Genomic DNA, 12,019 nt, shown 5'->3' on the forward strand with positions numbered 1-12,019 from the left:
ATGATCAAGTCCCGCGCTGCCGTAGCCTTCGAAGCCAAGAAGCCCCTTGAGATCGTAGAAGTGGATGTCGCCATGCCCAAGGCTGGCGAAGTGCTGTTGCGGGTGGTCGCGTCCGGTGTGTGCCATACCGACGCCTACACCCTGTCGGGTGCCGACCCGGAAGGCATCTTCCCGTCGATCCTCGGCCATGAAGGCGGTGCCGTGGTTGAAGCCATCGGCGAGGGTGTGACTTCCGTTGCGGTGGGCGATCATGTAATTCCGCTGTACACCCCGGAATGCGGCAAGTGCAAATTCTGCCTGTCGGGCAAGACCAACCTCTGCCAGGCCATCCGCGCCACGCAGGGCAAAGGCTTGATGCCGGACGGCACTACACGCTTTTCCTACAAAGGTCAGCCGATTTTCCACTACATGGGCACCTCGACCTTCTCCGAATACACTGTGCTGCCGGAAATTTCCGTGGCCAAGATTCCTAAAGAAGCGCCGCTGGAAAAAGTCTGCCTGCTGGGCTGTGGCGTTACCACCGGCATCGGTGCGGTGATCAACACCGCCAAGGTCAAGCCGGGCGACACCGTGGCCATTTTCGGCCTCGGCGGTATCGGTCTGTCGGCTATTATTGGCGCGGTAAAAGCCAAGGCTGGCCGCATCATTGCCATCGATATCAACCCGGCCAAGTTCGAGATCGCCAAGCAACTGGGCGCCACTGACTGCATCAACCCGAAAGACTACGATCGCCCGATCCAGGACGTGATCGTCGACCTGACTGACGGTGGCGTGGACTTTTCCTTCGAATGTATCGGTAACGTGCAGCTGATGCGCGCTGCCCTCGAGTGCTGCCACAAAGGTTGGGGCGAGTCGGTGATCATCGGCGTGGCCGGTGCCGGCCAGGAAATCGCCACCCGTCCTTTCCAGCTGGTGACCGGTCGCGTCTGGCGCGGTTCGGCATTCGGTGGCGTGCGCGGCCGGACCGAGCTGCCAAGCTACGTGGAAATGGCCCAGACCGGCGAGATCCCGCTGGACACTTTCATCACCCACACCATGGGCCTGGAAGACATCAACAAAGCGTTTGACCTGATGCATGAAGGCAAGAGCATTCGTACCGTCATCCACTTCTGAGGTCGGCCATGAGTCTGGAAAACCTGTCGTGCCAGAAAAGCTTCGGCGGCTGGCATAAACGCTACAAGCATCATTCCGATGTGCTCGACTGCGACATGACGTTTGCCGTCTACCTGCCGCCGCAAGCGGAGCAGGGCGGCAAGCTGCCGGTGCTGTACTGGTTGTCCGGTCTCACCTGCACCGATGAGAACTTCATGCAGAAGGCCGGCGCCCAGCGCATGGCCGCTGAACTGGGGTTGATCATTGTTGCACCGGACACCAGCCCGCGTGGGCCGGGTGTGCCGGGTGACCCGGATAACGCCTGGGATTTCGGCCTCGGCGCCGGTTTCTATCTGAATGCCACCCAGGAACCTTGGGCCAAGCACTATCGAATGCATGACTACGTGGTGCAGGAATTGCCGGCATTGGTTGAAGCGCATTTCCCGGCTTCGGCTAAACGGGGCATCAGCGGCCACTCCATGGGCGGTCACGGTGCGTTGGTGTGTGCATTGCGCAACCCAGGGCGTTACCAATCGGTGTCGGCATTTTCGCCGATCAACAACCCGATGGATTGCCCTTGGGGTCAGAAAGCGTTCTCCCGTTACCTGGGTGAAGAACGTTCGAAATGGCGTGAGTGGGACGCCTGTGTGCTGATCAGCGAAGCGTCCGAAAAGCTGCCACTGCTGGTGGACCAGGGTGACCGCGACGATTTCCTCGCCGTGCAACTCAAGCCTGAAGCCTTGCAGCAAGCGGCCAAGGCGGCCAACCATCCGTTGGAACTGCGCCTGCAACCCGGCTACGACCACAGCTACTTCTTTATCGCCAGCTTCATCGAAGATCATTTGCGACACCATGGCCGTGCTTTGCTCGGTTAATGTGAGGCAAAAGTAGGTAGAATCACGCCCTGAATTAAATCGGGGCGTTTTTTTATGCGTATTGGCCACGGCTACGATGTGCACCGTTTCGCTGAAGGCGATTTCATCACCCTGGGCGGCGTGCGCATTGCGCACCACCATGGGTTGCTGGCTCATTCCGACGGCGACGTTGTGTTGCATGCCTTGAGCGATGCCTTGCTCGGCGCGGCGGCGTTGGGCGATATCGGCAAGCACTTTCCGGACACAGACCCGACCTTCAAAGGCGCGGACAGCCGTGTATTGCTGCGCCACGTTGTGGGCTTGATCCATGCCAAGGGCTGGAAAGTCGGTAACGTCGACAACACCATCGTGGCCCAGGCGCCGAAGATGGCGCCCCATATCGAATCGATGCGCGCACTGATTGCCGCTGACCTGCAAATTGAACTGGATCAAGTCAACGTGAAAGCCACCACTACCGAAAAACTCGGGTTTACCGGTCGTGAAGAGGGCATTGCGGTGCACTCCGTTGCCTTGTTGCTGCGCGCATGAACGACTTGGAACTGCTGGGCCCACGGGCGTATGGCGAGGCGTTGGGCAGCGCGGTGCTGAAGGCCACGGCTGAAGACTTCCAAGTCGACGAAGTGTTGGATATTCCGTTGACCGGCGAAGGCGAGCACCTGTGGTTATGGGTCGAGAAGCGCGGTCTCAATACCGAGGAAGCAGCACGTCGGATCGCCAAGGCGGCCGGTGTGCCGTTGCGCACCGTCAGCTATGCCGGGCTCAAGGATCGCCAAGCGTTGACCCGCCAATGGTTCAGCGTGCAGCTACCGGGCAAGGCTGATCCGGACATGAGCGCGGCAGAAAACGACACGCTCAGGATCCTCAAGACCGGTCGCCACAAGCGCAAGCTGCAGCGCGGCGCGCATTCGGCCAATGGTTTCACCTTGCGCCTGACGCAGTTGGTCGGCGATACCGCCGCCATCGACGCGCGGTTGCAGCTGATCGCCCAGCACGGCATTCCGAACTACTTCGGCACCCAGCGCTTTGGCCATAACGGCGGCAACGTCGTCGACGCCCGCGAGTGGGCCGTGCGCAAGGCGTTGCCGGAGCAGCGCAATGTGCGTTCGCGCTTGTTGTCGACTGCGCGCAGTTATCTCTTCAACAAAGTGCTGGCGGCGCGGGTTGCCGAGGGTTCCTGGCAGCGCGCCCAGGTCGGCGACTTGCTGGCGTTTACCGACAGCCGCAGTTTTTTTCCGGCGGGAGAGGCTGAATGCAGCGACCCGCGCCTGGCGATTCTGGACCTGCACCCCACCGGTCCGCAGTGGGGCGAAGGCGATTCACCTGCCAGTGGTGCAACCTTTGAGCTGGAACAGGCCGTTGCCGCCGGCGAGGCCGACCTGCGCGATTGGCTGGTGAATGCCGGCATGAGCCAGGAACGTCGCATTCTGCGACTGCCCATTGGCGGTTTGACGTGGCATTATCCCTCGCTGGACATTCTGCAATTGGAATTCGTCCTGCCGGCCGGATGCTTCGCCACTGTCTTGGTGCGCGAGCTTGTTGATCTGGTGCCGGTGGGGCAGACGGACAACCCATGCGTATTCTGATATCAAACGATGACGGTGCCACCGCACCCGGTCTTGCTGCGCTCTATGCTGCGCTGGAAGATTATGCCGAGTGCGTGGTGGTCGCCCCCGACCAGGACAAGAGCGGCGCCAGCAGTTCGCTGACGCTCGACCGTCCGCTGCACCCGAAGGTCCTGGCCAATGGCTTTATCAGCGTGAACGGCACCCCCACCGATTGCGTCCACCTCGCCATCAACAGCCTGCTGGATCACGAGCCGGACCTGGTGGTGTCGGGTATCAATCTGGGCGCCAACCTGGGCGATGATGTGCTGTATTCCGGCACCGTGGCGGCGGCCCTTGAAGGGCGCTTCCTGGGGCGTACCGCGTTCGCTTTTTCGTTTGCTTCGCGCCAACTGGATAACCTGCCCACTGCGGCGTATTTCGCGCGCAAGCTGGTGGAGGCCCATGCCACCCTGGACTTGCCGCCGCGCACGGTGCTCAACGTCAATATCCCCAATTTGCCCCTCGATCATATTCGCGGCATCCAGCTGACGCGCCTGGGTCATCGTGCCCGTGCGGCGGCGCCGTTGAAGGTAGTCGACCCGCGTGGCAAGGAAGGCTATTGGATCGCCGCAGCGGGTGATGCCGAAGATGGCGGTGAGGGCACGGACTTTCATGCGGTGATGCAGGGTTATGTGTCGATTACTCCATTGCAATTTGATCGCACCTTCAGTGATGCCTTCAGTGGTCTCGATGGCTGGCTGGAGGGGCTGCGCTGATGGGCCGTGAACAAGACGACTTGCTGCGCCGGGGTATCGGGATGACGTCCCAGCGTACCCGTGAACGCTTGATCCAGCGCTTGTACGAAGAGGGTCTGTCCAACGCCCAAGTGCTGGAAGTGATCCGGCGTACGCCTCGGCACTTGTTTGTCGATGAGGCTCTGGCCCACCGCGCTTATGAAGACACGGCGCTGCCCATCGGCCATAACCAGACCATTTCCCAGCCGTACATGGTGGCACGCATGAGCGAGCTGCTGCTGGCGGCGGGGCCGTTGGACAAGGTGCTCGAAATCGGCACCGGCTCCGGCTACCAGACCGCCGTGCTTGCGCAGTTGGTCGAACGGGTGTTCTCGGTGGAGCGCATCAAGGTATTGCAAGACCGCGCCAAGGAGCGCCTGGTGGAACTGAACCTGCGCAACGTGGTGTTCCGCTGGGGCGATGGCTGGGAAGGTTGGCCGGCGCTGGCACCGTACAACGGCATCATCGTGACGGCGGTGGCCACCGATGTGCCGCAAGCATTGCTCGATCAACTCGCTCCCGGCGGACGCCTGGTGATCCCGGTAGGCTCCGGTGAAGTGCAACAATTGATGCTCATTATTCGTGAGGACGAAGGTTTTTCCCGGCATGTGCTGGGGGCCGTGCGTTTTGTGCCGTTGCTCAATGGCCCGCTGGCGTGATCAATTTTTGCCGGCGGTGAATTCTGCTGGCGGGGATGTGTCTTACGGCGGGGTCTATTGAGTCAACATGACTGGCACGACGTTTAAATACGCTGAATGATTCGTTTCAGTCGTGTGCCGGTAAAACTTCAATGCCCAGTTATACTTGCGACATATTTCAAGCCTGATACAGGCATTCATGTTCAGCCACCACAAAGGGAGCGGCGGGTGAGTCTCACAGGTCTTGCGCAGCGTATGAGTAAAACAAGCTTTCATCGACTGGTGCTTGGCCTCGTCTTCAGTTCGGTGTTGGTAGGGTGCTCAAGCTCGCCAAGCAGCGGGGCGCGGGTGGTAGATCGTAATAACGCCGCACCGCAAAAGCCGACGGTAACCACCGGGCAGTATGTGGTGCGCAAGGGCGATACGATGTTCTCGATCGCCTTCCGTTATGGCTGGGACTACAAGGCGCTTGCAGCTCGTAACAATATTCCTGTGCCCTACACGATACATCCGGGTCAGACGATCCGTTTCGATGGACGTACCGGTTCAGCGCCTACGGCAGTTGTGACAAATACCGGATCTTCGCCCTCGTCTTCGAGCAAGACCACCATCATTACCCGGCCTGCCGGCACCGCCGCGCCGACGGTTGCGAACAAGCCCGCGCCTGCGCCTTTACCGCCTGCCGGGCCCGCGCCGACCGGTTGGGGATGGCCTTCAAATGGAGTGCTGATTGGAAAATTCTCTTCAAACGGTAGTTTGAATAAAGGCATTGATATCGCCGGGGATTTGGGACAGCCTGTTTTAGCTGCGTCTGATGGGACGGTGGTGTACGCCGGGAGTGGTTTACGGGGCTACGGCGAGCTGGTCATCATCAAACACAGCGATACCTACGTCAGTGCTTACGGTCACAACCGTAGGCTGTTGGTTCGGGAGGGGCAGCAGGTCAAAGTCGGACAGACAATTGCCGAAATGGGGTCAACGGGTACAGACCGGGTGAAACTGCACTTTGAGATTCGCCGTCAAGGGAAGCCTGTAGATCCGCTGCAATTCCTACCCCGTCGTTGATGTGTTGCACAGCCTGTTCCCTCGCGTAGAAGGAACAGGCTCCAGCGTTGCCAAGGATAAAGGCGCCGCTTGAGCTTGAGGTCGAACTCACCAAAGGACTATAACAATGGCTCTCAGTAAAGAAGCGCCGGAGTTTGACATCGACGATGAGGTTCTCCTTATGGAGACCGGCATCGCTACGGAATCGATGTCGAATGAGGGACCTGCTGTACCTTCAGTTCGCGCCAAATCCAAGAACTCCACCGCGTTAAAGCAACATAAGTACATTGACTACACTCGGGCGCTTGATGCGACCCAGCTGTACCTCAATGAAATCGGCTTTTCCCCTCTGCTGACCCCCGAAGAAGAAGTCCATTTTGCGCGCTTGTCGCAAAAGGGTGATCCGGCTGGGCGCAAGCGCATGATTGAAAGCAACCTGCGCCTGGTGGTGAAAATCGCCCGACGCTATGTCAATCGTGGGCTGTCCCTGTTGGACTTGATCGAGGAAGGCAACTTGGGCCTGATCCGGGCCGTGGAGAAGTTCGACCCCGAGCGGGGCTTCCGCTTTTCAACCTATGCGACCTGGTGGATCCGCCAGACCATCGAACGGGCGATCATGAATCAGACCCGTACGATCCGGTTGCCGATCCATGTGGTCAAAGAGCTTAACGTCTACCTGCGGGCAGCACGTGAGCTGACCCAAAAACTCGATCACGAACCCTCGCCCGAAGAAATCGCCAACCTGCTGGAGAAACCGGTAGCGGAGGTGAAACGCATGCTCGGCTTGAACGAGCGCGTGTCTTCGGTTGACGTCTCGCTGGGTCCGGATTCGGATAAAACCCTGCTGGACACCCTGACGGATGATCGCCCTACAGATCCTTGCGAGCTGTTGCAGGACGATGATCTTTCCCAAAGCATTGACCAGTGGCTGTCGGAGCTTACGGACAAGCAGCGTGAAGTGGTGATTCGCCGCTTCGGCCTGCGTGGCCATGAGAGCAGCACCCTGGAGGACGTAGGCCTGGAGATCGGTCTGACCCGTGAGCGGGTGCGACAAATCCAGGTGGAAGGGCTCAAGCGCTTGCGTGAGATCCTGGAGAAGAATGGCTTGTCGAGTGAGTCGTTGTTCCAGTAAAACAACGCAGCTTGAATGCTTGAATGTGGGAGGGGGCTTGCTCCCGATGGCGGTGGGTCAGTCGATACATCCAGTGACTGAACGATTGCCATCGGGAGCAAGCTTCCTCCCACATTTTTTGTGCCCGGTATTACCAAATCCCAGGCATAAAAAAACCCCGCTTTTAAGGGCGGGGTCTTTTCGACTAAGTCAGTACAAGTTAGATAACTTGAACTTCTTCAGCTTGCATGCCTTTCTGACCGCGGGTAGCGATGAAAGAAACCTGTTGGCCTTCTTTCAGGCTTTTGAAGCCGTCGGATTGGATAGCTTTGAAGTGAACGAACAGGTCGTCACCGGATTGTGGAGTGATGAAGCCGAAGCCTTTTTCATCGTTGAACCACTTAACGGTACCAGTTTGGCGATTAGACATGGTGTATCTCCTTGGACAAAGTTAACTGCGACTCAGGAAAAGCCCTGGCCGAGACTGAGTGCAAAGAGCAGGAAAAATTCTTGGAGATGGTTGGATCGAAATTCAACATATCGTGTAGAGATTCTCAGTGACACAAGCAGCACAGTGGCGCCACCTTAACCCTTTTTCCGGAACGTGCCAATGGTATTTCCGAAGGTTTCTCTAAATTCGTGACTGACGGTGGTATCCACGGTCGCCCTGCGCGGCAATATTAACCCCGGCCCCGCTGGCTGCGGCTTATAGCCGCCGGCGCATTCATCAAGAAAAGCCTTGTGACCTTTGAACCCCAACGCCGGCCCCGGTAAGATGCCCCACAGTATTTTTCCACCTCGCTATTCAGGACACCCGCCATGAGCATCAAATCGGACAAGTGGATTCGCCGCATGGCGCAAGAGCACGGCATGATCGAACCGTTCGTTGAGCGGCAGATTCGTGGCGAAGGCGACGAACGTGTGATTTCGTACGGGGTTTCCAGCTACGGCTACGACGTACGCTGCGCCGATGAATTCAAGGTGTTCACCAACATCAACTCGGCGATCGTCGATCCGAAGAACTTCGACGAGAAGAGCTTCGTCGACGTTAAGAGCGACGTGTGCATCATTCCGCCCAACTCCTTCGCCCTGGCGCGCACCGTGGAGTTCTTTCGTATTCCCCGTGACGTGTTGACCATCTGCCTGGGTAAGAGCACCTACGCGCGTTGCGGCATCATCGTCAACGTGACGCCACTTGAACCCGAGTGGGAAGGCCATGTGACCCTGGAGTTCTCCAACACCACCACCTTGCCGGCGAAGATCTATGCCAACGAAGGTGTGGCGCAGATGCTGTTCCTGCAGTCCGATGAGGCCTGTGAAGTGTCCTATAAGGACCGCGCAGGCAAGTACCAGGGCCAGCGCGGCGTCACCCTCCCACGCGCTTGATCGAAAGGTCTTACGCGTAAAGGGAATTAGTCTGCGGAAAGTGACTCTATCTAGGTGTACTGCCTCGGTGCGTGTAAAACGCACCGAGCCACGCTTGAGGAGTACCTTATGAAGATCGACCCGCGAATCAGCGCAGAGCTTGCCCGGCTTGAACCCAACCAGATTGGCGTTCTGGCCTGGTCCTTGATGGCAAACCCTGCATTTGAAGGTGGCGTCCCTGGACAACCGGATCCAGACCCCGCGCCCGGCCAGCCCGAGCAGCCCGACGAGCAAGGGGTGCCAACCCTTCCAGACGAGCCGCCACCCGCTCCCGTTGCTTGATGCCAGGCAGCAGGTTGGGAAATGGTCAGTCCCTCAGCGTACTGGCCATACTTCCTGATCGCCGATCACAAAGAGTTGGTGATCTTCTCGCTGTTCCACCGCATACCCCCCTGTAAACGCCCCAAACGCCGGCAGCAAGCTGACCCGCGTACCGATCTGAAAGCACGGCAGGCGCAAACTCTGCCGGCCTTTGCCGCGCAAGCGATACACCGGATGCACATGCCCCGCCAGGACATGATGGCTGGGATGGGCATGCGGTTCATGCTGCAGGGCGAAAGGGCCCATCAGCAGCGGCTCCGGGACAACCTCAATCCTCAAGTCGACAGGCGGGTCACCCGCGCGCTTATCGTGATTGCCGCGAATCAACGTCATCGGCAGGTCAGGGATAAGCGCTCGCCAGGCTCTCAGCGCGCTCAGCGTGCCACTGGCGTGAGACCCTGGGCCGTGCAGGAAATCGCCGAGAAAGATCACCTGCGCGCACGGTAGGGCCGAGAGCAATCGATCCAGACGCTGTAAGTTCTCGCTCGTGGTGCCTTGCGGCACCGGCTGGCCCAGGCTGCGATACGCCGATGCCTTGCCGAAATGCGCATCGGCAATCAACAGGCAGCGGCGCGCCGGCCAATACACCGCCTTGTCTGCCAGCAACCACAATTCTTCTCCCTCAAGCCTCACCGAACACACCATCAGCGTTTCCCGTTATCCGCGACTTTTTCCAAATCCTTGACCATTCGCGCAATACGCTCCGAGAGTTTTTCCGAGCTCATGCTTTCGCGCATCCGCTCAACCAGCAGCGGAAAGGCCAAAGGCGTAGGCCGTTCGATCACGTGCACGTCCAATTGCAGCGCCGCCATGTGCAGCAATGTCTCCTCCAGCCGACGAATATCCAGTTCATCACGCAAGACTTCTTCCCCAGCCTGCGTCAGCAGCAGGTTCTGTGGGTCATATTGCTTGAATACCTCGAAGAACAATCCGCTGGAGGCCTGTACCTGGCGCGTACTTTTCGGCGCACCGGGGTAACCGGCAAACACCAGCCCGGCGATCCGTGCGATTTCACGAAAACGCCGCAGGGCCAGCTCTCCGGCATTCAGGCTGGCCGCCACATCGTGCAGCAGATGTTCTGGCCCCAGCAGTGTCGGGTCCAGCAACTCCGGCCACTCCACCTCGGTGGCACTCAGTAGCTCCAGCCCATAATCGTTGACCGCGATCGAGAACGTCACAGGCTGCCGCTGGCTGACCCGCCACGCCAGCAGGCTCGCCAGCCCCAAGTGCACCTGGCGCCCGGCGAACGGATAAAGAAACAGGTGCCACCCCTCCCGCGATTTCAGGGCTTCGGCCAGCAAGTGCTTGCGCGTCGGCAAGCCGGACCAGCGCAACTGCGTCTGCAACAGGGGTTGCACCGCCTGCATCTCCGGGCCGTCGTAGTGCCCATGCGCCGCCGCATCAAAACGTTCCACCACCGCCTGGGCCAGCTCATTGGAAAGGGGCATACGCCCGCCATTCCAGCGCGGTACGGCGGCCTTTTTCGCGGTGCTGCGCCGCACATAAGCGGTCATGTTTTCCACGCGCACCAGTTCCAGCAAACGTCCTGCAAACAGGAAGCCGTCGCCGGGTTTGAGCCGGGCGATAAACCCTTCCTCGACACTGCCCAGATTCTTGCCACCACCGCCCTTGCTCCAGTATTTCAAATGGATACTCGCGTCACTGACGATAGTGCCCACGCTCATCCGATGACGGCGTGCCAGCCGCGCATCGGGTACGCGCCAGATGCCGTGCTCGTCCGGCTCCACGCGGCGGTAATCCGGGTAAGCGGTCAGCGACAGACCGCCATGGCGCACAAACCCCAGCGCCCAGGCCCAGTCTGCATCCGTCAGCTCGCGATACGCCCAAGCGCCACGTACTTCCGCCAGCAGCGCATCCGGCGTAAAGCCACCGCCCAGGGCCATGCTCACCAAATGTTGTACGAGCACATCCAAGGGTTTGTGAGGCGATTCCCGTGCTTCGATACGCCGCTGGGCAATCGCATCCTGGGCGGCGGCGGCTTCCACCAGTTCCAGGCTGTGGGTCGGCACCAGCGTCACCCGCGACGGCCGTCCCGGTGCATGCCCTGAACGTCCGGCACGCTGCATCAGGCGCGCCACACCCTTGGCCGAGCCAATCTGCAGCACCCGCTCCACCGGCAGAAAATCCACCCCCAGGTCCAGGCTGGACGTACACACCACCGCCTTGAGATGGCCGTCTTTGAGCGCCCGCTCCACCCAGTCGCGGGTCTCGCGTGACAGCGAGCCATGGTGCAGGGCGATCACCCCGGCCCAATCGGGGCGGGCGTCCAGCAGCGCCTGGTACCAGATTTCCGATTGCGCCCGTGTATTGGTAAACACCAGGCAGCTGCGGCTGGCGTCGACCTCGGCCACCACTTGGGGCAGCATTTTCAAGCCGATATGCCCAGCCCAGGGAAAGCGCTCGGCGACGGGCGGCAGCAAGGTGTCGACTTCCAGCCGCTTGACCGTTTGCCCCTGCACATTGATCCCACCCCCTTGTGGGACCAAAACTTCCAGGGCGTGGGATTGGTTGCCCAAGGTCGCCGAAATGCCCCACACCATCAATTCCGGATGCCAACGCCGCAGCCGCGCCAGCGCCAGTTGCAACTGCACGCCGCGCTTGTTGCCGATCAATTCATGCCATTCATCCACGACCACCATGCGCAGGTGCGCAAGGCTCGCTTCGCTGTCGGCGCGGGCGAGCATCAAGGTCAGGCTTTCCGGGGTGGTGACCAGTGCGGTGGGTTGGCGACGGGTCTGACGGGCGCGCTCGCTGCTGCTGGTATCGCCGGTACGCAGGCCGATGCTCCAGGGGATCTGTAAAGCCTCAAGCGGTGCTTCGAGGGCGCGCGCAGTGTCGGCCGCAAGGGCTCGCATGGGCGTGATCCACAGCACCGTCAGCGGTTCGGCGGGTGGCTTGCGCTTACCCGTCACCGGCGGGCGAGTGAGGGCGAAGCGATTAAGCGCCGCAAACCACAGCGCGTAGGTTTTACCCGCGCCGGTACTGGCATGCAGCAATCCTGACCGGCCGTCCTTGACCGCCGCCCACACGTCTTTTTGAAAGGCGAACGGCTTCCAGCCTTTGGCGGCAAACCATTGTTTGGCGAAGTCGATGGGTTTTGCCATACGGCGGCTGACACTCTGGAAGGCCTATTCCACAGACCTTCCAGAGCGGG

13 protein-coding genes are annotated in these 12,019 nt (G+C 59.9%); 10 read left to right on the forward strand and 3 right to left on the reverse strand.

Going from position 1 to position 12,019, the window contains the following annotated elements; all coding sequences use genetic code 11:
• The 8 genes from QCBJ_RS24070 (at position 1) to rpoS (ending at position 7,119) form a co-directional block, all read left to right on the forward strand.
• Positions 1 to 1,113 (forward strand): S-(hydroxymethyl)glutathione dehydrogenase/class III alcohol dehydrogenase, encoded by a 1,113-nt coding sequence (locus tag QCBJ_RS24070; protein WP_012722612.1) that lies wholly within the window; start codon positions 1 to 3, stop codon positions 1,111 to 1,113.
• Positions 1,114 to 1,121: 8 nt separating this feature from the next.
• On the forward strand, positions 1,122 to 1,967 hold the full coding sequence (gene fghA, locus QCBJ_RS24075) for an S-formylglutathione hydrolase (protein WP_064054969.1): 846 nt from the start codon (positions 1,122 to 1,124) through the stop codon (positions 1,965 to 1,967).
• 54 nt (positions 1,968 to 2,021) lie between these two features.
• Complete coding sequence (gene ispF / locus QCBJ_RS24080; RefSeq protein WP_012722614.1) at positions 2,022 to 2,495, forward strand: 2-C-methyl-D-erythritol 2,4-cyclodiphosphate synthase; 474 nt, start codon at positions 2,022 to 2,024, stop codon at positions 2,493 to 2,495.
• Positions 2,492 to 3,550, forward strand: coding sequence for a tRNA pseudouridine(13) synthase TruD (gene truD, locus QCBJ_RS24085; protein ID WP_093544031.1), 1,059 nt, complete (start codon positions 2,492 to 2,494; stop codon positions 3,548 to 3,550). Before ispF ends, truD begins: the two co-directional genes overlap by 4 nt.
• Positions 3,538 to 4,287 carry a 5'/3'-nucleotidase SurE gene (gene surE, locus QCBJ_RS24090; protein WP_012722616.1) on the forward strand — a complete coding sequence of 250 codons (750 nt, stop codon included), beginning with the start codon at positions 3,538 to 3,540 and terminating at the stop codon, positions 4,285 to 4,287. Before truD ends, surE begins: the two co-directional genes overlap by 13 nt.
• Before the next feature lie 41 nt (positions 4,288 to 4,328).
• Positions 4,329 to 4,964: a protein-L-isoaspartate(D-aspartate) O-methyltransferase gene (locus tag QCBJ_RS24095; RefSeq protein WP_010563544.1), complete on the forward strand. Its 636-nt coding sequence runs from the start codon at positions 4,329 to 4,331 to the stop codon at positions 4,962 to 4,964.
• A 207-nt stretch (positions 4,965 to 5,171) separates the two neighbouring features.
• The gene (locus QCBJ_RS24100) at positions 5,172 to 6,008 is read left to right on the forward strand and encodes a peptidoglycan DD-metalloendopeptidase family protein (RefSeq protein WP_012722617.1); all 837 of its coding nucleotides are present in this window, start codon (positions 5,172 to 5,174) and stop codon (positions 6,006 to 6,008) included.
• Positions 6,009 to 6,114: 106 nt separating this feature from the next.
• Positions 6,115 to 7,119 carry an RNA polymerase sigma factor RpoS gene (gene rpoS, locus QCBJ_RS24105; RefSeq protein ID WP_012722618.1) on the forward strand — a complete coding sequence of 335 codons (1,005 nt, stop codon included), beginning with the start codon at positions 6,115 to 6,117 and terminating at the stop codon, positions 7,117 to 7,119.
• 199 nt (positions 7,120 to 7,318) lie between these two features.
• Here the strand turns inward: rpoS and QCBJ_RS24110 are convergent, their stop codons facing one another.
• Entirely contained in the window at positions 7,319 to 7,528 is a 210-nt protein-coding gene (locus QCBJ_RS24110; protein WP_002554837.1) for a cold-shock protein, read from the reverse strand.
• A 389-nt stretch (positions 7,529 to 7,917) separates the two neighbouring features.
• Here QCBJ_RS24110 and dcd point away from each other — a divergent pair, with 389 nt between their 5' ends.
• Positions 7,918 to 8,484: a dCTP deaminase gene (gene dcd, locus QCBJ_RS24115; RefSeq protein ID WP_003189215.1), complete on the forward strand. Its 567-nt coding sequence runs from the start codon at positions 7,918 to 7,920 to the stop codon at positions 8,482 to 8,484.
• Positions 8,485 to 8,592: 108 nt separating this feature from the next.
• Positions 8,593 to 8,805, forward strand: coding sequence for a hypothetical protein (locus tag QCBJ_RS24120; RefSeq protein ID WP_043204916.1), 213 nt, complete (start codon positions 8,593 to 8,595; stop codon positions 8,803 to 8,805).
• A 33-nt stretch (positions 8,806 to 8,838) separates the two neighbouring features.
• Here QCBJ_RS24120 and pdeM read toward each other — a convergent pair whose 3' ends face one another.
• Positions 8,839 to 9,489 carry a ligase-associated DNA damage response endonuclease PdeM gene (gene pdeM, locus QCBJ_RS24125; protein ID WP_012722619.1) on the reverse strand — a complete coding sequence of 217 codons (651 nt, stop codon included), beginning with the start codon at positions 9,487 to 9,489 and terminating at the stop codon, positions 8,839 to 8,841.
• The gene (locus QCBJ_RS24130; RefSeq protein WP_102061750.1) at positions 9,489 to 11,969 is read right to left on the reverse strand and encodes a ligase-associated DNA damage response DEXH box helicase; all 2,481 of its coding nucleotides are present in this window, start codon (positions 11,967 to 11,969) and stop codon (positions 9,489 to 9,491) included. Before QCBJ_RS24130 ends, pdeM begins: the two co-directional genes overlap by 1 nt.
• Positions 11,970 to 12,019: the final 50 nt, after the last annotated feature.

This window comes from Pseudomonas sp. QC2 (assembly GCF_002859085.1).
GTDB lineage: Bacteria > Pseudomonadota > Gammaproteobacteria > Pseudomonadales > Pseudomonadaceae > Aquipseudomonas > Aquipseudomonas petroselini.